The sequence below is a fragment of the Lachnospira multipara ATCC 19207 genome, assembly GCF_000424105.1.
Lineage (GTDB): Bacteria > Bacillota > Clostridia > Lachnospirales > Lachnospiraceae > Lachnospira > Lachnospira multipara.
The window spans coordinates 68541-91930 of sequence record NZ_AUJG01000011.1 but is presented as its reverse complement, the minus strand read 5'-3'; the positions used below and the strand labels follow the sequence as shown (position 1 = coordinate 91930).

The 23390-nt window shown below is 35.2% G+C and carries 19 protein-coding genes and 1 riboswitch; of the genes, 4 read left to right on the top strand and 15 right to left on the bottom strand.

The window, feature by feature from the left end; all coding sequences use genetic code 11:
• The 5 genes from G600_RS15135 to G600_RS15130 all read right to left on the bottom strand — a co-directional run.
• The coding region (locus G600_RS15135) for a hypothetical protein (protein ID WP_027431696.1) at positions 1–836 on the bottom strand (836 nt) is incomplete at its 3' end.
• A 137-nt stretch (positions 837–973) separates the two neighbouring features.
• Positions 974–1049: riboswitch (cyclic di-GMP riboswitch) on the bottom strand.
• 163 nt (positions 1050–1212) lie between these two features.
• Positions 1213–1527: a glutaredoxin domain-containing protein gene (locus tag G600_RS0109305; RefSeq protein ID WP_027431695.1), complete on the bottom strand. Its 315-nt coding sequence runs from the start codon at positions 1525–1527 to the stop codon at positions 1213–1215.
• A gap of 128 nt (positions 1528–1655) precedes the next feature.
• Positions 1656–1982, bottom strand: a complete 327-nt coding sequence (locus G600_RS0109300; RefSeq protein ID WP_027431694.1) for a hypothetical protein — start codon at positions 1980–1982, stop codon at positions 1656–1658.
• A 210-nt stretch (positions 1983–2192) separates the two neighbouring features.
• Entirely contained in the window at positions 2193–3425 is a 1233-nt protein-coding gene (locus G600_RS0109295; RefSeq protein ID WP_027431693.1) for a 6-phosphofructokinase, read from the bottom strand.
• A 1-nt stretch (position 3426) separates the two neighbouring features.
• Positions 3427–5919, bottom strand: a complete 2493-nt coding sequence (locus tag G600_RS15130) for an EAL domain-containing protein (RefSeq protein ID WP_051195461.1) — start codon at positions 5917–5919, stop codon at positions 3427–3429.
• A 278-nt stretch (positions 5920–6197) separates the two neighbouring features.
• Here G600_RS15130 and G600_RS0109285 point away from each other — a divergent pair, with 278 nt between their 5' ends.
• On the top strand, positions 6198–7571 hold the full coding sequence (locus G600_RS0109285) for an NCS2 family permease (RefSeq protein WP_027431692.1): 1374 nt from the start codon (positions 6198–6200) through the stop codon (positions 7569–7571).
• A gap of 248 nt (positions 7572–7819) precedes the next feature.
• Here G600_RS0109285 and ade read toward each other — a convergent pair whose 3' ends face one another.
• Both ade and G600_RS0109275 read right to left on the bottom strand, forming a co-directional pair.
• A complete protein-coding gene (gene ade / locus G600_RS0109280) occupies positions 7820–9550 on the bottom strand; it encodes an adenine deaminase (RefSeq protein ID WP_027431691.1) in 1731 nt (576 codons plus the stop codon).
• Positions 9550–10347, bottom strand: a complete 798-nt coding sequence (locus G600_RS0109275) for a TatD family hydrolase (RefSeq protein ID WP_027431690.1) — start codon at positions 10345–10347, stop codon at positions 9550–9552. The genes ade and G600_RS0109275 overlap by 1 nt, the downstream gene beginning before the upstream one ends.
• Before the next feature lie 220 nt (positions 10348–10567).
• Here G600_RS0109275 and G600_RS0109270 point away from each other — a divergent pair, with 220 nt between their 5' ends.
• Together G600_RS0109270 and G600_RS15125 are read left to right on the top strand one after the other, a co-directional pair.
• The gene (locus G600_RS0109270) at positions 10568–12940 is read left to right on the top strand and encodes a hybrid sensor histidine kinase/response regulator (protein WP_027431689.1); all 2373 of its coding nucleotides are present in this window, start codon (positions 10568–10570) and stop codon (positions 12938–12940) included.
• Complete coding sequence (locus G600_RS15125) at positions 12925–14811, top strand: ATP-binding protein (RefSeq protein ID WP_027431688.1); 1887 nt, start codon at positions 12925–12927, stop codon at positions 14809–14811. The genes G600_RS0109270 and G600_RS15125 overlap by 16 nt, the downstream gene beginning before the upstream one ends.
• Before the next feature lie 77 nt (positions 14812–14888).
• Here G600_RS15125 and ilvC read toward each other — a convergent pair whose 3' ends face one another.
• The 8 genes from ilvC to G600_RS15115 form a co-directional block, all read right to left on the bottom strand.
• Positions 14889–15977 (bottom strand): ketol-acid reductoisomerase, encoded by a 1089-nt coding sequence (gene ilvC / locus G600_RS0109260; protein WP_081669462.1) that lies wholly within the window; start codon positions 15975–15977, stop codon positions 14889–14891.
• Positions 15978–16100: 123 nt separating this feature from the next.
• On the bottom strand, positions 16101–17408 hold the full coding sequence (locus G600_RS15470; protein WP_081669461.1) for a response regulator: 1308 nt from the start codon (positions 17406–17408) through the stop codon (positions 16101–16103).
• 189 nt (positions 17409–17597) lie between these two features.
• Positions 17598–18308, bottom strand: coding sequence for a FadR/GntR family transcriptional regulator (locus G600_RS0109250; RefSeq protein WP_027431685.1), 711 nt, complete (start codon positions 18306–18308; stop codon positions 17598–17600).
• A gap of 14 nt (positions 18309–18322) precedes the next feature.
• Positions 18323–18970, bottom strand: coding sequence for a hydrogenase nickel incorporation protein HypB (gene hypB, locus G600_RS0109245; protein ID WP_027431684.1), 648 nt, complete (start codon positions 18968–18970; stop codon positions 18323–18325).
• Positions 18971–19657, bottom strand: a complete 687-nt coding sequence (hypB, locus tag G600_RS0109240; RefSeq protein WP_027431683.1) for a hydrogenase nickel incorporation protein HypB — start codon at positions 19655–19657, stop codon at positions 18971–18973.
• Positions 19658–19675: 18 nt separating this feature from the next.
• Entirely contained in the window at positions 19676–20923 is a 1248-nt protein-coding gene (locus tag G600_RS15120; protein ID WP_051195460.1) for a GH25 family lysozyme, read from the bottom strand.
• Positions 20924–21256: 333 nt separating this feature from the next.
• Complete coding sequence (locus G600_RS0109230; protein WP_027431682.1) at positions 21257–21910, bottom strand: sce7726 family protein; 654 nt, start codon at positions 21908–21910, stop codon at positions 21257–21259.
• Position 21911: 1 nt separating this feature from the next.
• Complete coding sequence (locus tag G600_RS15115) at positions 21912–22493, bottom strand: helix-turn-helix domain-containing protein (RefSeq protein ID WP_051195459.1); 582 nt, start codon at positions 22491–22493, stop codon at positions 21912–21914.
• A 215-nt stretch (positions 22494–22708) separates the two neighbouring features.
• On the opposite strand from G600_RS15115, the gene G600_RS0109220 reads away from it, so the two are divergent.
• A complete protein-coding gene (locus G600_RS0109220; protein ID WP_027431681.1) occupies positions 22709–23389 on the top strand; it encodes a DUF4417 domain-containing protein in 681 nt (226 codons plus the stop codon).
• Position 23390: the final 1 nt, after the last annotated feature.

The window sequence follows — 23390 nt, the reverse complement described above, 5'->3', positions numbered from 1 at the left end:
TCGATTGCCGGTTCCTCAACCGGAGCTTCTGCAACTGTCTCCGCAGCCATCTCTTCAACCGGCATTTCTTCTACTGGTTCTTCTGCTACTGATTCTGCCATCATTTCTTCTACTGGCATCTCGGCTACTGGCTCTTCTGCAACTGCTTCTGCCATCATTTCTTCTATTGGCATTTCTGCCACCGGCTCCTCTTCAACTTCCGCTACAGCTTCTTCCACAGTCTCCTCAGCAGTCTCTTCCACCACTGCTTCCTCAACAACCATTTCTTCTACCGGCATCTCTTCAACAACCGGCTCCTCTGCAACTTCCGCTACAGCTTCTTCCACAGTCTCCTCAGCAACCTCTTCCGCTACAGCCTCCTCAACAACCATTTCTTCTACCGGCATCTCTTCAGCCACCGGCTCCTCTGCAACTTCCGCCACCGCTTCATCCGCAGTTTCCTCAACATCCTCTTCCTCTGCAACTTCCTCAGCTACAGCATCTTCCGGTATTGCCTCATTTTCATCTTCATCCTGGAAGGCATCGAGGATTTCGCTCTTCTCGCTATTATTGGCATTGCCAATAGCATTTGCAATGTCGGCTGCTAAATCTTCATCAATTTCCTCGGCTTTACGTACCATTTCACGAAGTTCATGCATGAAATCAAGACCGAGAGGTGTTTGGAAAACAAGAGCACCTGCATCGGCCACGTAAAGAATCTGTTTTTGTGTTTCAATGTCATAAATATCGTGGAATTTCGCCATGTTTTTGATCTTTTCAAGTTCGTCTAATGCGATATTGTATTCTTCTTCTGTATCAAATGTGTAATTTTTTAATTTGTACTTTCCATCCGCCATAACTTCACCTCTCAAAAACCCTTTAGAGTATTTATTAGTTCAACGGGAAAGCTGTAATCCTTTGTTTAGGCCAAAATAAAATGTTGTATGACACAAAAAGAGCGCCATTCTTTAAAAGAATAGCGCTAAATGTCATTTTATGCACCTGGCTACCATTTTAAAGGCCCTCTAGTTTTGCGTCACAGGATTTCCCCTGCTTTGCCCAATATTGAATTTCACGTAAGTTTCTAAGGAAATGATACCATATCCTATAAATATTTTCAATACTAACACTATTTGATGATTAGGATTTAAAGCATAAAAATAAGGGCCCGAAGGCCCCTATAATTATCTTACATTTTCTATTAGAATCTTATCTAAGCTAAAATCTTTACAATTAGCATCCCTTGCCATCAATACTGCAGGCTTTGCCTACATTTTCATAAGTAATAGGTAAATTTCTCTCTGATAAGAAGCCTTCCCAGTCAGTGAAAACTGTGTCGTCTTCCATAACGATTGCTGGAATTCCAATGTCTCCAATAGCCTTAAGTCTATCAAAAATCGGATTCTCGTCTCTCATCTTTAAGAAATCCTTTAAGTCCTTTAAATTCTTATTGATGTCGATATATGTATATTCGATACCATTGTCATCAAAATTTCTCTTGCAGTTAATGCAATCTGGGCACATTTCGCTACCATAAACCTTTAACATAATAATACCTCCTAAGTTAAAAACTCATAAACAACAGCTGCAAGATTGGCTCTTTCCGGCATTAAAGTTTTGATACGAAAGCCTTGAAACATCAAAGCTAGAAAGCCTTTAAGGCTACTATATTTATATTAGCCCTTTAAATCTCTTGACTGTCTGTCCATGTCTTCTACAACGATGTCATAAATTTCACCGTGAGTTCTGCAATATGCAAGAACATCCCATGGTTCGTTAGTGTGATAGTGAAGCTTAACTGTAGCCTTCTCGCCAAACTCATCTTCACCTGAATCACCAGCGATTACCATTGAATCGCCCTTAATATTCTCTAAAACATATTCTCTAATTTCATCTGTTAAATCATCAGCTAAATCGTCTGGATCTACTCCATCCTCTACGTACTGATCTAATAATAACTGTGTGTCATATCTAAACTCTATAGTCTGATCTGGCATTCCCATAACCTATTATCCTCCTAGTTTTATATTAACGTCTAATTAATTATAAGCCAGTTTTTAATATTTTTAAAGTCTTAGAAAATAATAAAACCATAAAAAATTGCGTCCAATTGATAATAGTTCTCAATTAGACGCAATCTAGCTTTTTGTTTAATTAATTTCTTAGAAAATTTACCACTTTAGTTACTCATATTCATGAGGCAAAACATTTTCCTACTGCTCAATTAAATGTGTAACATCAAGATACTCTGGCATACCATCCTTAAAGCTAAGCTTTGGCTCACCCTTAATAAGAGGCTTAAGATAAGTAACCATATCTTCTGTAAGGTCATTACCTCTCTCATTAATCCATTCTCTTGGAACACCCTTAACTCCATTAGCAATTTCACAAACTGGATGTCCACCATAAACTGTCTTATAAGGATCATTAGAAGTTCTTGTGATAGTAGCCATAAGACCTGTTTCACCTTTAGTTGCCAGATCTGCTGCTGTCTTACCTAACATAACTGATTCTTCTAAATCAGTAAGAGAAGCAAGATGAGAGGCTGCTCTTTGTAAAATGTTTAATTCAACAGAACGAACCTTGCAACCCACTTCGTTAGCGATTAAGTGCTCTAATGCCTTACCTGCACCACTTAGCTGTACATGTCCAAATTTATCTAACTTACTTTCAGAAGCTGAGAAATAATTACCTTCCTTATCTCTAATACCTTCTGATATTGCAATAATTACATCATCCTGCTTTTCAAGTAAAGCCTTTACATCTTCAACGCATTCCTTAGCATCAAAAGCTACTTCTGGTAAATAGATAAGATGTGGTGCCTTGCTATAAGAATTTCTTGCAAGTACTGAAGCAGCAGTTAACCAACCGGCATCACGTCCCATGATTTCAACAATTGTAACTGACTTAAGCTTATAAATATATGTGTCATGTGCCATTTCAAGAATTGAAGTTGCAACATATTTCGCAGCGGAACCAAAACCTGGTGTATGATCAATATGAACCAAATCGTTATCAATAGTCTTTGGAATACCAATAACTCTCACATCACTATTAATTGACTTAGCATACTTTGATAATCTATCTACTGTATCCATTGAGTCATTTCCACCAATATAGAAAAAAGCATCGATTTCATGTTCCTTAAAGAAAGCAAAAATCTTCTCATAAACTTCTGGCTTATCCTCTGGTAGAGGCATCTTGTATCTACATGAACCAAGGTACATAGCAGGTGTAAGCTTTAACTTTTCAATAAAGTTATCACATCCGGCCATTTTTTCAGATAAATCAATAAATCTGTCCTCTAGAATTCCAGTAATTCCGTTAAGAGAGCCATAAATCTTTGAAAATGTAGCATTTTCCACATTATAATCTAAAACACCAGCTAAGCTAGCATTAATTGCCACTGTAGGGCCACCTGATTGTGCTATAACAGCATTTCTCATATTATTCACCATTCCTATTTTTGCTCTTTATCTGAGCTATTCTATTCATTGTACGACCAATTAATTTTTCTGTCGTATCGTCTTCCAAGCAAGTAGTATATTCTATATACGCATCAATTGTAAATGATTTATTAGAAATCTTATTAATTTTGTTAATTTCTAACAATAATTTTTCTTTAAGTTCTTCTAATTCACTTTCCACTTTATATCTAGTTAAAATCATAAAGTGGTCTGTTTCTATTCTTCCTACGACTCCCTTTACGCCAACAATATCTACTAATTTCTTACCAATTACATTTAGAATATCCTTAGCAAAAAACTTACCATAATTTTTTACAGCGTACTTAAAGTCTTTAATATCAACAATTAGAACTGCATACTTCTTATTATTTAGTAAGAATTCGTCTGAAAATTTATTAACCTCGGACATTAATCCCTTAGTATTTAAAGTGCCAGAATAATCATCTATAAAAAGAGTGCTTTCCCCTAATTTAACCTGATCATAAACATCTGTTATATAGCCCATTAAGCCTATAATTTTTCCATTATCATAAATTGGCGACAGGTCAATTGCAAGAACCTTTGTTTCATTTTTTACGTTTACAGTCTCAACAAGACTTGTTTTTATGCCTGTTTTCAAAACCTCTTTTTCTTTATCTGCAACAATCGAATCCTCTACCCAATTTAATTCCGTGTCGGTTTTATTCAAAATATCTTTCAGACTTTCAATGCCATAAAAATTAATATACCCCTTAGTTGCATCTGTATATCTTAACTCTAAATTCTTCCAATAACAGATTACATTAGGATTAACTTGACTAAAAGAAGCCTCATAAGAATTAATATTAGTTACATTTACCTCCTTTACTAAATAAGGCGCATATTTTAATTCTGAATCACTAGCATTTCTTGTAGTTCCGATCACCTTATTATTTCCTATATAATTACATTCTAAAACCTTCCATACATAATCATTGCCATCTTTAACTCTTATATAAATAGTTAAAATACGTTCTTTAGAGTTTTGAATTCTCTTTCTTAAAGTAGCCATATCAAAAAATTTCATATACCTATCCACGTCTTCATAGTAAATGCGGTCAGCAGCATATTTTTCCATATTACTACGAATATCTGCGCCATCGTAATTATGAATATTTTGGTCGTTAACATAAATTTCTGTATCAATTAATTCAGTCAAGTCAAATACATCTACTCTATCATACTTATTAAATAAGGCCTTAATATATTTTTCCTTAGTTATCTTATTAAGATATTCCTGGTCATTTACCATACTTACTATAGCACATACATAAGCTGTTTTCTCATTACAGGTATCAAGCTTATAAACTCTTGCAATAAATAACTTATCATCAATTATAAAATTACCACTTGCATAATTTTCCTCTAGCTGATCTGCAAGTTTAAATATATCCATTATTTTTCCATAATGACTATTTTCTTTATTATTAACTATTAATTTTAAGATTTCCACACTATTAATATCAAAGCTTTTTAACTGTGTTTCAAAGCTTTGATTATAGAAAATGAATTCAAGCTTATTATTTTTCAATTCCGCTATAGTTATTGGAATCTGCGTGTTAAAACCTAGTTCATCTAATTCTTTTGCATTATAGCCCATAAAGGTAGCCGGACTTAAAATATTTACAGAGCCTATTTTGTCATAATAATGGCTCTCATAAGGTAACTCTACTCCATTACTATAATTATCCAAAAAATCTGTTATATCTTCTAGACTCATTGGTTTTCCAAAAAAATATCCTTGAATCTTTTCACAACCTATATTTCTTAAAAACTCATATTGAGCATTTGTTTCAACGCCTTCAGCTAGAGTCTTAATTCCTATTTTCTTAGCCATATCTACAATAGACATAACTATCTTTTTAGCCTTTATTTCATCACTAGAAATAAACTTCATATCTATCTTTAATTCATCTACATCAAAATCCTTTAAGACATTAAAAGAAGAATATTCACTACCAAAATCATCCATCCATATACTATAACCTAAATTATGTAGTTTATCTATTTCTTTCTTCATAAACTCTGGATCTTTGCCAATACAACTTTCTGTAATTTCTATATTTAAAATGTTTCTTGGCACATTATACTTTTTTACATTTTTCTCAATTATTTCAGCTATATCACACTTATCGAAATCTTGACGGGATAGATTCAATGAAAAAGGAACTACATAACCCGCCTTTTCCTTTCGCGCTACAAAATCCTTACATACACGTTCCATAATATATAAATCTAACTTATAGATTTGTCCTACAGACTCAAGTGCAGGCACAAAAATAGCCGGCGAAATCATTCCATACTCTGGATCAATCCACCTGGCAAGAGCTTCAAGACCACATAACTTACCAGTTATAGTCCTTATAACTGGCTGATAAAAAGGCTCTATATACGCATTTTCTATGGCTAAATCTATATTATCAATTACATAATCTTTTAGTTCATCATTAGTCATATTAAATCCCCCAATTACAAATTTTCAATTTTGCATTCACAAACTCATATACATTTTAACATCTGTAAAAATTATACCATTTCATGAAGTTATTATCAATATTATAAGTATAGTCACTTTAGATAATTAACATTTAACAAAAAATAAATTTTTATATTTATTATTCTAAGACTTTTTGTTATAATTTAGATGTTCGTTTATTTACTTTAAATATTTTTATGTTTATTAGTAAATATCGCGCAAAATACATTTATAAAAAAAGAAAGAGAGAGAACAAAATGCTTGAAAAAACATTTAAACTCAAAGAACACGGCACTAATGTTAAAACCGAAGTAATTGCCGGTATTACAACATTCCTTGCCATGGCTTACATCCTAGCTGTAAATCCTAACATCTTAGGTACAGTAATGAATCAGGACGGTGTATTCATTGCTACTTGTTTAGCATCCGCTGTTGCTACTTTTGTTATGGGTCTTTGGGCTAATTACCCAATCGTACTTTCTGCTGGTTTAGGTCTTAATGCTTATTTTGCTTACACAGTATGTTTAACAGAATTATCAGATATGGGAGCTAATGCTTTCACAGTTGCATTAACAGCAGTTTTCGTTGAAGGTTTAATCTTCATCGTAATCTCTATCTTCAAGGTTAGAGAACAGATTATCAACGGTATTCCACAGAACGTTAAGTATGGTATTACTGCTGGTATCGGTTTATTTATCGCTTTCATCGGTCTTAAGGGTGCTAACGTTACTATCGCTAGTGATTCAACACTTGTAGATCTTGGTGATTTCTCAAGACCAGACGTTGTATTATGTCTTGTTGGTTTACTTATTATTGTTATTTTAAGTCACTACCACGTTAAGGGTTCTGTACTTATTGGTATAATTACAACTTGGATTCTTGGTATTATTGCTGAGAAGATTGGTTGGTATGTAGTTGATGTTGAAAATGGTGTTTACTCACTTATTCCTAGCGGCGTTATTAGCGTTTCAAGCTTTAGCGGTCTTAAGGAAACAGCTTTCCACTTCAACTTCGCTTGGGCTGGAGAACATATCATTCAGTTCATCGCTATTTTATTCAGTTTCTTATTTGTAGATCTTTTCGATACAGTTGGTACTGTAGTAGGTGTTGCAGATAAGGCTAAGTTACTTAAGGAAGATGGTACACTTCCAAGAGTTGGTAGAGTATTTATGGCTGATGCTATTGGTACAGTACTTGGTGCTGCTCTTGGTACATCTACAGTTACATCTTTCGTAGAATCTTCTGCTGGTGTTGCTGAAGGTGGTAAGACAGGTCTTACAGCTTGCGTTTCAGGTTTATTATTCATCGTAGCTTTATTATTTAGCCCTGTATTCCTTGCTATCCCTTCATTTGCTACATCTCCAGCACTTATCTATGTTGGTATGCTTATGCTTACATCAATCACTAAGATTGATTTTGAAGCTGATGCAGCTGATGCAATCGGTGCTTACCTTGCAGTTCTTATCATGCCTTTAACATACTCAATCTCAAACGGTATTATGTTTGCCGTTGTTTCTTGGGTAATCGTAAAGGTTTGCACAAAGAAGGCTAAGGACGTTAGCCCTGTTATGTGGGTTGTATTCGTATTATTCGCACTTAGAATTGCTTCTTTAATCACTAACTTTAGCTAATTAAGGTTTGAATATTGACGTATAAAGAAAAGCCAGTAGATTAATTTCTACTGGCTTATTTTTTATATTAATTTTTATAGCAAAGTCAAGACTCGCTCGCGAGTCTTGCGCGCCGGATTCGGGTCTGCTTCAGCAGACAAATTCCTGTCCGAATCCGTGCGCATCCTCGCGGAGCGTTTAACTCAGTCGGAGCTTGTACTCCGACTGAGTTGAATTTCTAAGCTCTAGCTTTCTAAACTTCTAATCTTCTAGGCCTCAAGGCTTGTAAATCTAAATTCATTTACATCAAAAAGTCCCATATCAGTAATCTTAAGTTCTGGGATTACTGGAAGTGCCATAAAGCAAAGCACCATAAATGGGTCCTTGTCCTTATCCACCTTTAAAACCTCATGGGCAAATTTATGAGCGGCAGCTAACTTCTCATTAAAAGTCTCTGCATTTTCAGTACTCATAATTCCTGCCACTGTAAGCGGAATAGCATGTTTTACTTCATCCTTGTGAACAATAGCTATACCACCCGTCATCTTTATAACCTCATTAACTGCCATAGCAATTTGAGTATTTGAAGTGCCTACAGCAATAATGTTGTGGGAATCGTGAGCCACAGATAGGGCAATTGCACCCTCTTTAATTCCAAATTCCTTTAAAAATGCAACGCTAACATTTCCTGTACCATGATGCCTCTCAACTACTGCTATCTTTACAATATCCTTATCCTTATTATAGACAAAATCGCCCTTATCATCTAATTCAATCTCTTCAACTCCAGCCTTAGTTAAAACCCCATCTGGGCAGATATTCATAGTCTTAACCCTATTAGACTTTAACTCTAATTTAAGTTTAGCCTCACTAAAATCTTTAACATTAACTGAAGAAGATACCTTTGTAACATCTACTCTTTTAACTGGAAGTAAGTATTTGCCCTCTTTAGCGCAAAGCTTACCGTCAATAAAAGTCATTACTGCCTTTAAGTCCTCAAGATTATTAAAGACTGCAAGATTAGCCTTCTTTCCCGGCGCAATTCCACCAATTTCCTTAATACCATAACACTCAGCTGCATTAAGTGTTGCCATTCTAATAGCATGAATTGGCTTAATTCCTGCCTTAATACATCTTCTAACTAAGTCATCAACATGGCCCTCTTCAAAGATTGTATGAATCTGTCTATCATCTGAGCAAAGAAGACATCTCTTATAATTTTCTTCATTGACCCCTGGAAGTAGATTTTCTAAATCATGACAAGCTGAGCCATGGCGAAGCAAAATATACATACCACGAGAAAGCTTATTCTCCATGTCCTCTATTATGCTGCACTCGTGATCTGTTGAGATGCCCGCTGCAATATAGGCATTAAGCTCATTTCCAGCAACATCTGGGGCATGGCCATCAATAACCCTGCCAGATTCAATGGTTGCAGCTAACTTTGCCACACACTCCTCATCATTATTAATAACGCCTACGCTGTTCATAAACTCAGCTAGGCCATGAACTTTCCTTGTTTTGAAAATATTTTCAATATCCTTTGCACTTACAACCGCCCCGGAATTCTCAAAGGGTGTGCTTGGTACACAGCTTGGCACCATCACTCTAATATCAAGGGCTGTGCTTGCTGCTGCCTCAATCATGTAATCAAGGCCATCAATTCCACACACGTTAGTAATCTCATGGGGATCTGTTATAACTGTTGTAGTTCCATGAGGTACAACTAGTCTTGAAAATTCCTCCGGTGTCATATAGGAAGACTCAATATGAATATGACCATCAATAAAACCGGGAGATACATAAGCTCCCTCTACATCAATCTCTTCCTTACCCTTATAATTTCCAATACCAGCTATATAATCATCGGAAATTGCAATATCGCCTTCAATTATCTTGCCCTGATAGACATCAATAATCTTGCCGTTCTTAATTACCAAATCAGCTTCTTGTCTTGCTGCTGCCACATCAATAAGTTTATGTAGTTTTGATTTGTCCATTAGTTCCTCCAAAAGAGTTTTTTTGCATTCTGGTTTGTTATATCTATAATTTCCTGTGCTGATACTTCCTTTAATTCAGCAATTTTTTCAGCTACATACTGAATATTTCTACTGTCGTTTCTGCTACCTCTGTGAGGTTCCGGTGCCATATATGGACTATCTGTTTCAAGAACTAATCTATCAAGAGGGATGACCTTTACGGCCTCCTTTAATTTCTTAGCATTCTTAAAGGTTACAACTCCTCCTACTCCAATGTGAAAACCAAGATCTAGGAAATCTAGGGCTGCTTCCTTTGAATAAGAATAACAATGAATTATTCCGCCATTTTTATAAACATGCTCACCGCTTGTATCTAATGTATCTCTTAAAATGTCTAGTGTATCCTTACATGCATCTCTTGAGTGAATAATTATTGGCTTATTAAGGTCTGAGGCCAAAATAAGCTGTCTTTTAAAGGCTTCCTTTTGAAGCTCTCTATCTGGTTCATCATAGTGATAATCAAGTCCAATTTCTCCAATTGCCACTACCTTCTCATTAGTCTTTACTTGATTTGTAAGCCATTCAATAACCTCATCATCAAGACTTTCTATATCTTCAGGATGCAAGCCAATGGCTGCATAAATCTGATCATACTTCTTAGCTAATTCTACAGAGTCCTTACAACCCTTAAAACTAGCCCCAACATTTACAATTGATTCTATTATACCATTCTCACCAATCATTTCATCAATAAGAATTTCTCTGTCCTCATCATAACACTCATCATCAAAGTGAGCATGTGTTTCAAATATCTTCATATACTTCCTCGTTATATCTTTCTATATCTTCTAATAATAGCTATTTACAAATCTTTGTCTTATAAATTGCTTTATTATACACTTTATTAAATAATAAATCTAGCCTATAAGATTGAATTTTTTGTTTAAGAAAGTCCAACAATTATTTAAATTAACAGACAACTGTGATATAATAACTTTAGTTTGTATGGTAATTGAATAGATTTTGGAGACATAACTTATGTTGGAATTTTTATTAAGACACGAAGAGGCTCATATTCAAGCTTCTGCAGTAGTATTTGACATAATATTAATATTTTTCTCTAATCTTCAGGTAAAAAGAGTCAATAAATTAGGAAGAGCCTTTCAGGCCCTTCTTTATTGTGGTACTCTTTTGACAATTATTGAAACTTCCGCTTCTTGGCTCGAGGATTTACCGGAAAATATTCTTAATTTCTATCTTATAAACATTTTCAATCTCTTAGTCTATGTATTAATTATTACCTTAGCTTTCGGTCTTGCCTCATACTTTGAGCTCTCCTTTGGAAACTTCGAAAAAAAAGCCATTTGGAAATTCAACATAATAGTCTTTATTATATATATAATTCTGCTTATTATTAACCTATTTACGGGCATTATTTCCCTTTATCACTACGATGTACACGAATATGTTCACGGACCACTATTCTATCCCGTGGGTATTTTATTTGCTGTATATGCCTATTCTTTTAGCGTCTTTGTCTTTGCTAGAAACTATAAGCTAATCCAGAAAAGAATTCGTATGACCTTTGCCTTAACTATTAGCACTATCATTATTGGCATGATTGTTCAGCCTTTAATTAACGATGAAATCACAATCACAGGCCTCTTAGTATCTGTTGGCCTATTCATTCTATATATGACAGTTGAAACTGAGGATTACATAGACCTTTTAAAAGCCAATGCAGATTTGCTGATTGCTAGAGAAGAGGCAGACCTAGCAAACAAAGCTAAGAGTACCTTCCTTGCTAACATGTCACATGAAATAAGAACCCCACTTAATGCCTTTCTTGGCCTTAACGATTTAATAATTGATGAGTCCCTTGATGTGGCTACCCTTGAAAATGCACAGCACATTAAATCTGCAGGAAATGCCTTGTTATCTATTGTTAATGAGGTTTTAGATATATCTAAGATTGAAGCGGGTACTATTGAGATTCACAACCGCCCCTACTATCTTGGAGAAATCATAAAGGATATAGATGTAATAATAGGCACAAGAGCTAAGGATAAGGGAATTCCTTTTATGATGGATATTGATGATAGCTTGCCAAATCAGCTAATTGGTGATGCTGCAAAAATTAGGCAGGTTCTAATTAATGTCCTTAGTAATTCAGTAAAATATACCTCTAGCGGAGCTATTGTATTTACCCTTAGGGGAACTTTACAAGACGATTTACTTATGCTTAAAATGCAGATTTTCGATACAGGTATTGGTATTAAGAAAGAAGATTTAACCCACCTTTTTGAAAGCTATAGACGTGTGGATTTAAAGAAGAATAAAAATGTAGAAGGTACGGGACTTGGTCTATCCATCGTTAAGCAATCTATAGATATGATGGGCGGAAGCATTAGCGTTCGTTCAAATTATGGCCTTGGTACTACATTTTACATGGAAATCCTCCAGCCTATCACTTCTCTGATGACTATTAAAGAATATCTAAATGAGCAAAAGATTACTAATCTTGATAAGATTAAGGACAGCTTTACAGCCTCTAAGGCAAAGATTCTTATTGTAGATGACAATGAGATGAACCTAAAGGTTGCCTGCGGCTTTTTAAAATCTACCTATGCCCAGATTACTACTGCCGGAGGTGGTCCTGAGGGACTTGATATTCTAGAAAGAGAGAAATTTGATTTGGTTTTACTTGATTCCTTTATGCCTATAATTGATGGAACCCAGATTCTTAAAAAGGTTCGTGCTAACAAAAAGAATATAAACTACGCAACTCCGATTATTGTTCTTACAGCCGATGCCCTTTCTGGATCTAAGGAAAAATATATCTCCATCGGTTTTAATGACTATTTAAGCAAACCTGTAGATGCCTCTAGTTTAAAGGGAATATTGCTTACTTACTTGCCACGCGACCTAATTGATAGCGCTAGCTCAAGTAAGGCCATTCAAAACAAAACTATTAATACAGCAACTACTAGCCAGCCAATAAAGACAGAAAGCATCAATACTAGTGAGACAAATAATTCTTGTGATAATGGTGAAACTTGCGTAGATTGGAAAGCCGGTCTTAACTACTGTAGAAACGACAAAGATTTGTACCGTGCCTTAATAGATGAATTTATAAAGATTAAGCCAACTAAGCGAACTGAGCTTTGTCAGGCCTATGATAAACAAGATTGGGATTCTTATAACATTTTAACCCATTCCCTTAAATCTAATTCAAAAACCATTGGCGCCTTTAAATTATCAGATGCCGCCATGGAGATGGAATACGCTAGCAGGGCCATTCTTGCTGGAGAAAATATAAACACAAACGTTGCCCTAATTAGGGATAAGCATAAGCAATTACTAAGTTTGTATGACGATGTACAGGAGGAATTACTATGGATTTCATTCTAAGATATCCAAGAATTTCATACGAAATGGTAGCCATAATCTTTGATTCCATTATTATAATATTTTCCTGGAACCAATCTTTAAGGCATGTTAAAACTGCCAAAGCCTTCAAGGCTACAGCTATAAGCTGCTTACTTTTAGTGCTATCTGAGGTAAGTCTGCCTTATATACTTGAGCTTGACAGTTCCTTTGACCTGCTTAAAGCCTTCGTAGACTCTATACAGTTTTTCTTTGCTGTAACTACAATGTACAACTTCTCCCGCTATATGGAGTACTACACCCTTAGTAATACCTCAAAAATCATTATTAGATTTAATATCCTAGTTTTAATTGTATCACTAGCTTTAATTATAAGTAATCCTTTTACTTACCTTCTAGATTACTATGACAGCGCCACTAATACTTTCGTAAATCAAGAATTCTACATCATAATCGGTTATTTACCAGCAATGTACTTCTCAATCTATTCCATGTACGTTTATGTTAGAGGCTTTAAGAAAATGTATAACAGAGAACGAGTTGCCTTTATTATAACCTTTATCATGTCCCTTTTGGGTGCTATTGCACAGCCCCTACTTCATGGTCAGCTAAAAATCATAGGACTTTTCTCTTCCTTTGGTTTGTTTATACTCTATCTTTCACTTGAAACTAGAGACTATAACTCCCTGTCTAAAACCATGAATGAATTAAAGGAGGCCAACGAAACAGCACAAAATGCCAACAGAGCAAAGTCAAGTTTCCTAGCTAACATGTCCCATGAAATCAGGACTCCAATGAATGCCATGCTTGGTATTAATGAGATCATTATTAATAGTACTAAGGAAGAAAATGTTAGCTCTTATGCCAATGATATGAAGGTTGCAGGAAACAGCTTGCTACACATCATCAACGACGTATTAGACATTTCAAAGATTGAGGCTGGTAAGCTTGAAATCGTAGAAACAGAATATCATTTAACAGAATTACTAGACGAATTAAAATTTACCTACGGCCTGAAGGCTCAAATGAAAAATCTAGATTTTATCTTTGATATTGATGAGGATTTGCCAGATTTACTTATTGGTGATGAAAGTCATTTAAGACAGATTTTAAGCAATATCCTAAGTAATGCCATTAAGTTTACAAAGACAGGTGAGGTACGTTTTTCAGCCTTTGGTATAAAATCTAGCACAGATATTAAATTTACCTTTGTAGTTTCAGATACAGGTATTGGTATTAAAGAGGAGGATTTACCTTACCTCTTTGAATCCTTTAAACGTGTGGATATGGAGAACACAAGAAACATCGAAGGTACAGGCCTTGGTCTATCCATTACAAAACGTCTTCTTGATAACATGGATGGTGAAATTTCCGTTCGTTCTAGCTACGGTGATGGAACTATTATTACAATTAAGGTTGATCAATTTGTAGCAGATGACCTTACTATTAGAGAATATAGGAAAGTCTTACGTGAAAACTTTGATGCCGAAGAAGATAAGAAGTTAAAAACTACTCCTAATTTAAAGGGTATGAAATTATTAATTGTAGATGATAACGATATTAATATAAAGGTTGCCACTGCCTTCTTTGAACTAACAGGGGCTAGTATCTTTAGTTTTAATGATAGCTTAGAGGCTTTAAAAGATTTGCAAAAGAATAAATATGACCTGATCTTTTTAGATGACTTAATGCCAAAGCTTTCAGGTCCAGGTCTATTAAAGAGACTAAGAGGTCTGACAACTTGTCCAAATAATCAAACACCAGTAGTTATTATGACTGCCAATACTAATGTTGAAGACAAGGCAAATTACAGTAATATGGGCTTTGATGGCTTCCTTGCAAAACCTATGCAAATGGAGGAAGTAAACGAGCTATTAAATACCTTAATCTCTTAAACAATGCAAAACGAGAGAAAAGCGATAACCTTACGATTATCGCTTCTCCCTCAAAACACATTTACTTATATCGAAAATTAGTTGTTAATTAATTTATCGCTTTCATTATTCCAGCTGTAAAGCTTTCTAATGTCTGCGCCTACCTTCTCTGCTGGATGTTCAGCTGCAAGCTTTCTCATAGCCTTGAAGTGAACCTGTCCACCAGCTTCTGACATATCTAGTAAGAATTCCTTAGCAAATGTACCATCCTGAATATCTGCTAAAACCTTCTTCATTGCTTTCTTTGTATCCTCTGTAATAATCTTAGGACCTGTAATGTAATCGCCATATTCAGCTGTATTAGAAATAGAGTATCTCATACCAGCGAAACCTGACTGATAAATAAGGTCTACGATTAACTTCATTTCGTGTACACATTCGAAGTATGCGTTACGTGGATCATAACCAGCTTCTACTAATGTTTCGAAACCAGCCTGCATTAATGCACAAACACCACCACAAAGAACAGCCTGCTCACCAAAGAGGTCAGTTTCTGTCTCTGTTCTAAATGTTGTCTCAAGGATACCAGCTCTAGCTCCACCGATACCTGCGCCATATGCAAGTGCCATATCAAGAGCCTTACCTGTACCATCCTGCTCAACAGCTACTAAACAAGGTGTACCCTTGCCAGCCTGATATTCAGAACGTACTGTATGACCAGGTGCCTTAGGTGCAATCATTGTAACATCAACACCCTCTGGAGCCTTGATTAAACCGAAATGAACATTGAAACCATGAGCAAACATAAGCATGTTACCAGGCTCTAAGTTTGGTTCAATATCTTCCTTGTATAACTTAGCCTGCTTCTCATCGTTGATAAGAATCATGATAATATCTGCCTTCTTAGCAGCTTCTGCTGCTGTATATACTGTAAAGCCCTGCTCTTCTGCTCTCTTCCAAGACTTAGAACCTTCGTAAAGACCAATAATAACATTACAGCCTGATTCCTTTAAATTAAGAGCGTGTGCATGGCCCTGACTACCATAACCAATGATTGCAATTGTCTTACCCTCAAGTAAGCTTACGTTACAATCTGACTCATAGAAAATTCTTGCTTCTGCCATTTTTCTATACCTCCATAAAATGTGTTTATTCCTATCCAAACTCAAAGCATCTTCCTTCCTCATAACGGTAGAGTTTTGCGCTTGTTTCTTAGGTTGTATAACAACTCTTAGTGGTTGTCTGACAACTATAATAACTCATGTATATTCTAAAGTCAACACATTTTTTCAAAAATATAATGTTTTTTTCTAGAGGCCAAGTACTTCATTGACATTCTTTAAAATGTCACTTTCTGAAAATGGCTTTGTAATAAAGCGCTTAGCGCCTGCCTTTAAAGCATCAATAATCTTATTTTCCTGTCCTGCAGCAGTGATCATAATTACATTTGCATCAGGATCAGCCTTAATAATCTGCTTTAGAGCTTCATTACCGTTTAGATGTGGCATAGTGATATCAAGGGTAATGATATCTGGCTTATAGTCTAGGTATGCCTCCACTGCCTCCACGCCATCTGATGCCTCACATACAACTGTAAAATTGTTGTCCTCTAAAATCTTTCTTAGGACATTTCTTGAAAGGCCAGAGTCATCAACAATAACAATTCTGCCCTTACTATCTGCTGTTTCTACGCTACCTTCTACTAATTCGCCACTAACATCCATAGGATTTTTACCTACCATTGCCTCCTCATCAAGGGTTACATAGAAAAATACTTCTCTGCCCTCTATGTAAATTGGCAGGACATAGGCATCTGCAATGGCAGTCTGATTTTCATAGGTAAACTGTGGTAAAATCTCTAGTTTAACTCCCTTATGTGATGCATTTGTTGCAAAAAGTCCAGCTATACAATTAAGAAATTCACCTACGGAATCAAAAACTTCTTCATCTAAATCAGGATATTCCTCTCTTGCAAATCTATTGGCAATAAGGGTAAGACCAGTTACGTCATCATCTGCTAAAAAACCTAGATGTATATTTGCATCGCCCTTTAACTCCATACAAGTAAAGGCATTGTAGTCCATCTCCTTTACTTTCTGAATCTTCTCAATGTAATAATCTGTAGATACAAATCTAGTCAAGTTTCTAAGCACAAGGGCAACTAAATCTGTTATATGTGCTTTTGAGGCAAAGGCAAATATAGGCACAATAGCGTCTACATCATTGGCCTTAAGGGCCTCTATCTCATTATCATCAAAGCCTTTTTGCTTTTTAAAATCTTCTACAAAGCCATTAATTTCCGGCATAGATATATTTTTTTCTTCGCTTAAAACCTGTATAAATTTTACATACTCATCGTTTTGGTCCTTTAAAAGCTCATCTAGTTGTTGCTGAGAAAGGAATCCCTTGCTTACAGCAATATCGCCAAACCTAGCATCCTCTAAGGCCTGCAGTCTATTGATTTCACTTGCTTCTGTCTCTGTTAGCATTCCCTTAGCTACAGCTAAGAATCCAATCTTAGTTCTTGTGTCTCTTAGGCTTTTTATTATTTCATCTAATTCTTCTTCTGAAATAACGTCAGTCTCAATCAAATACTTACCAAATAATTGACTAAACATACGGTTACCCCTTTCAAATTTTCACGTAATTACAATTATAATTATTATATCAAGTCGATAGTTTTTATTCAATAAAACTAGAAACATTAATTAAAAAACTAGGAAATTAACGAAAAAGTTAATCTCCTAGCTTCTTATCTTTTAATTCTCTGTTTTGTTTTAATTGTCGTTTTTAATATCTATTTAACTCTAAATACTATCTGTTAAATTCTCATTCCATAAGGCATGTCTAAGATGCATTATGCTTGCACTTTTAAGTCCGTCTGAATCTCTTCTTTCTAAGAACTTCATGATTACAATGTGGTCATTATAAGCATCCTGTGCAATCATATCTAGATTTTCTTCTAATGCAAATGTCTTCTCAATAGTTTCTGTAAGCACAGGTATAAACTGTGTTAAAAAGTCGTTGTGTGAAGCCTTCATAATAGCTCCATGAAAATTTGTCTCTGACTCAATTCTTTTCTTTGATTTAGGATTCTTCTTAATTTGTTTTTGACAAATATCTCCCAATCTAAGAATCTCTTGAATCTCTTCATCTGTTGCTCTCTTTGCTGCAAGGGCTGCTGCCTCTGGCTCTATTATTAGTCTTGCTTCATATAAATCTCTTAATGTCACCTTCATAGCAAGGGCATCTTCCATATGGATTGTGCCACCCTCTACGTACTGATTAAGGACATCAGAAACATATGTGCCTCGTCCTCTGTAAACTGTCAATAAACCTTCTGATACAAGAATTCTTATTGCTTCTCTTAATGTAGTTCTAGAAACCTTCAACTCGTCAGCTAATACATTTTCATTAGGCAACTTTTCACCAGGCTTATACTTATTCTTGTCTACTATCATTGTCTTTAGGCAGCTAGCTGTTCTTTGCGAAAGATTTTCTTTATTTTCGATCTGCATATTCGTTCCTTTCTCTAAAAGATAGTTGATTTTAGATACGCTTCCCACTTATCCATACCGTCGCCAGTCTTAGCAGATACTGGGAAAATGTTAATGTTAGGATTTAGTTTTTTAACCTGATCTATACATTTTTCTAAATCGAAATTAAAAAACTTAATTGTGTCCATCTTTGTAAGTAAAAGCGCGTCGGCTCTCTCAAACATCAAAGGATACTTTAAAGGCTTATCATCACCTTCTGGCACAGATAAAATCATTACGTTTTTATGTGCCCCTGTGTCAAATTCTGCAGGGCAGATTAAATTGCCAACATTTTCAAGGAAGACCAAATCAAGCTCATCAACTCCAAGCTCGTCTACTCCTCGCTTTGTCATGCCTGCGTCCATATGACACATTCCATCTGTATGCACCTGAATGCTTTTAGCACCCTGATTAGAAATCTTTATAGCATCCACATCCGATGCAATGTCAGCCTCAATTACGCCTATCTTTAACTGATCTTTAAGGTCAGTTACTGTCTTAGCTAGAAGTGTTGTCTTGCCAGCCCCAGGGCTACTCATTAAATTTACAAGACAAACCTTTCTTTCCTTTAATTCTTTTCTTAAATCATTAGCGTCCCTATCATTAGACTCTGTCACACTTTTATGTAATTCAACAACCTTCATTTATCTGTCCTTTCTTGCATCCTTTAAGAAACTGTCTACTTCTTTGTCTAACCAATCAATCCACTTATCAAAGCCTTCGCCTGTAAGGGAAGATACCGGAATTATCTCAAGATTCTTATTAAGCTTAGATACATTTTCCTTTAAGGCATCAAAATTAAAATCAAATACCTCAAGACAGTCAATCTTGTTGACTAATAAAAGGTCGCTAACTTCAAACATCAATGGATACTTTAGGGCCTTATCATCGCCTTCTGGCACAGATAAAATCATTACCCTTTTGTTAGCCCCTACGTCAAATTCCGCAGGACATACCAAGTTGCCTACATTTTCAAGGAAGACCAAATCAAGGTCCTTACAATCAAGTAAATCAAGGCCAGACTTAGTCATGGCAACATCCATATGACAAGCGCCACCAGTGTGCAGCTGCACCACCTTAGCCCCTGTTTCTTCAATAGTCTTGGCATCTACTAAAGAATCTACATCAGCTTCCATAACACCGATTCTGTATTTACTTTTAAGTGAATTAATAGTTCTAACCAAAGTTGTAGTCTTTCCTGCTCCTGGACTGGCCATGAGGTTTACAAAAAAGACCTTATTCTTTCTAACTTCTTCTCTTAAAGCGGCAGCCTCTTTGTCGTTGTCACTTATAATTTCTGCTTTAACATCCATTACTTTAATACTGCTCATTTCTACACTCCTTTGACTCTAATTAAAAGAGCCATAATAAATATCTAAATCTACGTCTCCACCAACTCCATCGATTCGACCAATGTTATTAACCTGCCAGATAGAATAACTACCTACATAGCTAGTGTGTGTCACGTAATTTGCTAGCCAAACCGGATAATTATACACGTTATCCCAGAAATTTTCTAGGTAGTATTTACTAGAGTACAACATAGTGCTATAACCCCCGGCAGCTAATGTGTCGTGGAAAGTATAGAAAAGCTGGTTTAGAGTCTGAAAACTCATGTTGTACTTCTGAAATCTCGACCAGCTCTCCCAGTCAAAAGCCACTGGAAAATCTAGCTCCACCCCATCAAGCATGGAAAGTAACTGCTGAGAGTGAGTTGTCATACCAGAGACCGTGTTATCATTTGAATGAAAATATACTCCTACCTTTAGGCCTGCTTCCTTTGCCGCCTTGATATTGTAGTCATAACAAGAATCCCTATAAAGCTCGGAGCCATCCCAGCCTCCAATTCTTATGATTACAAATTCTGCACCTGCCGCTTTTACGGCATTAAAATCAATAGTGCCCTGCCATCTTGATACATCTATGCCAAAATGCACATTATCGGCAGCATAAGTTGCCATAAAGTCACTATAGTTAATTCTTGTTCTATTATCTGTTTCTGAAGGCTTTGAAGACACCACATTAATAGTCATATTCTTAGTTGTCTCATTGCCGGATGCGTCTGTTAATTTAGCCACAATGCTATAGCTACCAAGAGTATTGGTATCCACATAGCCTGAATAGCTTAAATTAGGACAAGCATCGTAATAGTCTCCATAACTTACTAACTGATCTAGGTTAAAATCGCTTCCCACCACTACGCTTACTTCATCAGATGATAGGAAAACCGGACCTGTTGTATCATAATCAAGACTAGGCGAACCTGTCTTATTAGTTACTTGAATATAGTCACTTGCGCTTGCTACAGCTTCCGTTTCTATCGGTGTCTCAGTTGTTGTAACTTCCTGTGTTGTTGCCTCTGTTTCTACTGTTTCTAAAGTGATTTCCTCAAAACTAGATTCTATCTGTATAACTTCTGTTATCTCATCAGCAGCAACCTGCTCATTATTAGTTTTTGCCTTAACTGCAAGCATTACAAAAGTTACAATAACGCAAACTAAGGCAACTATTACTGTGCATGTTATTGCAATTGCTTTCTTTGATGCAAAAAATCTCCTAAGATTTGCCTTAAATTTATCTTTTAAATTTTTCCCCATAACCCCTCTTAAATAATTTATTGTTAAAATTTCTATCCTATATCTTATCAATTAATAAAGCGTTGTCTGATAACTTTATAATTCCCAAAAAAGTTAGTTTTTTATACACTTTATCGCAAATTCATTTTATAACAAGACAGACAAATTATCAATAGTTGTCTGACAAGTTACTCCGTTAAAGTTCAGCGTCCTAAATTAAGACTTTTGTAAAGTTTTAGTCCTTTAAACTAGCCAAGAATACCACCCGACCAACAAAAAAGAAGCTTTAACTTTGTACCGACCTCCCAATCGTTAGATTTTTAGGTCTAACTTTTGGGGGTCGGTACACTTCCCTTAAAGCTTCTTTTTCTTTCTATGTACTCTTCTTTTTAGATTTCTTCTTTTCTTTAAGCCTTTAGCTTCTCTAAAATCATTAATCTGCTGCCTTATGGCCTCGTAATCTCTTTCAAACAATTCTTCGCTAATAAGATCATTTAACACAGCCTCAGATACTGTTTCTATTATCTTATCTCTAACCCATGCCTTGCTTTTATAGTCGTATTTATGCATATTATTTATTTGCTGTATATGAGCAAGTTCAGGTCTCCATAGTAGACTAAGCTTATTTTTAATTGACATATCAGTGCCTAATTTAGCAGCCCTAAGTATGTAAAAATCCAACTTTCCATCTATTAACTCAACGCTTATTATTCCCCAATTATCCGGCACATGCTCCATAGCATGTGCCCCATGACTAGAACCTACCACCAAATAGTTGTAGTCAAAAAAGGCATCGTAATCCTTTACCTGGCTTTTAAGTCTAGTGTAGGTGTCTGCGTCACTTTTTATCTCAATACCAATTAAGGCACCATCAATAATTCCAATGGCATCTGCCCTAGAATCTCCTATATTTACCTCTTCAAGGATTCTAATTTTCCCATATAGTTCTTCTAAATAAATGAATAAATCTTCCCTTATGTCCTTATCATATAAGCTAAATTTCTTCATGTTATCTCCCGTATAAAAATCTATCTTTTTTACTCATATTTTTATAATTCTGAATTTCCTTATTAATTTCAGATGCAACTGAATCGAGTATCATTTCTAAAAATTTATCTGGTGTCTTATAAGTATCTTTTCTTTCTTTAAACTCATTTAATTGTTTTATTAATCTTTTTATCGGTTCTTGATGTTTCTTTATTTCAAGATATAATCCGTTTTTATTAATCTGGTCATCAATTCCGTACGATGACAACATCATAGCCTCATAGCTAGAATTATAATTTTCATTATAATTAATAACTCCTTTTGACCATAAAAGGTATATAGAATTCACAATTTTTCTACCATCATCTGACTGCATTGTAATAAACGCATTATTCTCATCGCCATAATACAATCGATCAATACTTACATTTAGTGCTTTAGCTATCTTAGCAGTTGTAACCAAATTAGGTATCTTTTTCCCATTTTCATATTGACTTAGGATTGTATTTGAAAATCCACATGAATCAGCCACAGCTTGCTGTGATAATCCTTGAGCTAATCTTACACTTTTTATATTTTCGCCTATATGTTCTTCATAATTCATATATCCTACCTCCTTCTACATAAGTATAACATATTTTATCGAAAGGTTAATGTATTTATCTTTCGTATAACATATATAAACCTTTGTAAAACCATCTTTTATTTATACAAATACATCATCTGATTAATATCACTTGCCTAAAGAAAGAACTTTTTTACAAAAAAATAAATGAGAAAATTATATTATAAAAATTCATTACAAAGGAGTTGAAAAATATGTCAAAGAGAAAATACAACATTATTGATGATGGTTTTCATCCTGAGCTAGTTGAAAGGGCATTCTTTGATGGCATATTAGAAATACCAATAATCAAGCCCCCACAAGAAATCATTATCCCCAAAAGTCTTACACCTTTAAGCAAGAGAAAATATGCTAATACATTCGATACCGCCATTTGCGAATATGAACACGATTATCATTTTGCTGAACTTATTTATAATCCAGAGTCTATGTATGAAGAATTGTCTCACTATAGTGCATTTATCACACCTGATAGTTCATTATATATAGATATGCCTCTGTGTTTACAAATTGCAAATTCCTATTTTAATAGAGCTATTGGTGCTTATTTTCAATCAAAAGGCATATATGTCATCCCTAATATTCGTTGGGGTGATGAAAGAACTTTCACAAAATGTGAACTGCCTGAAAAAATTGCTTTTTTAGGTGCTCCTAAACACAGTATTGTATCTATTGGTACATATGGGTGCATTAGGACTTCACAAGACAAATACTATTTTAAATCTGGATTAGACGCAATGCTACAAGAGTTAGAACCTAAAATTGTTCTTGTCTATGGCAGAATGCCAGATTCCATTTTTCAAGAATATTCTAACGATACAAAATTTGTACAGTATGACGATTGGATTACTAGAAAAAAGAAAGGAGATTATTAAA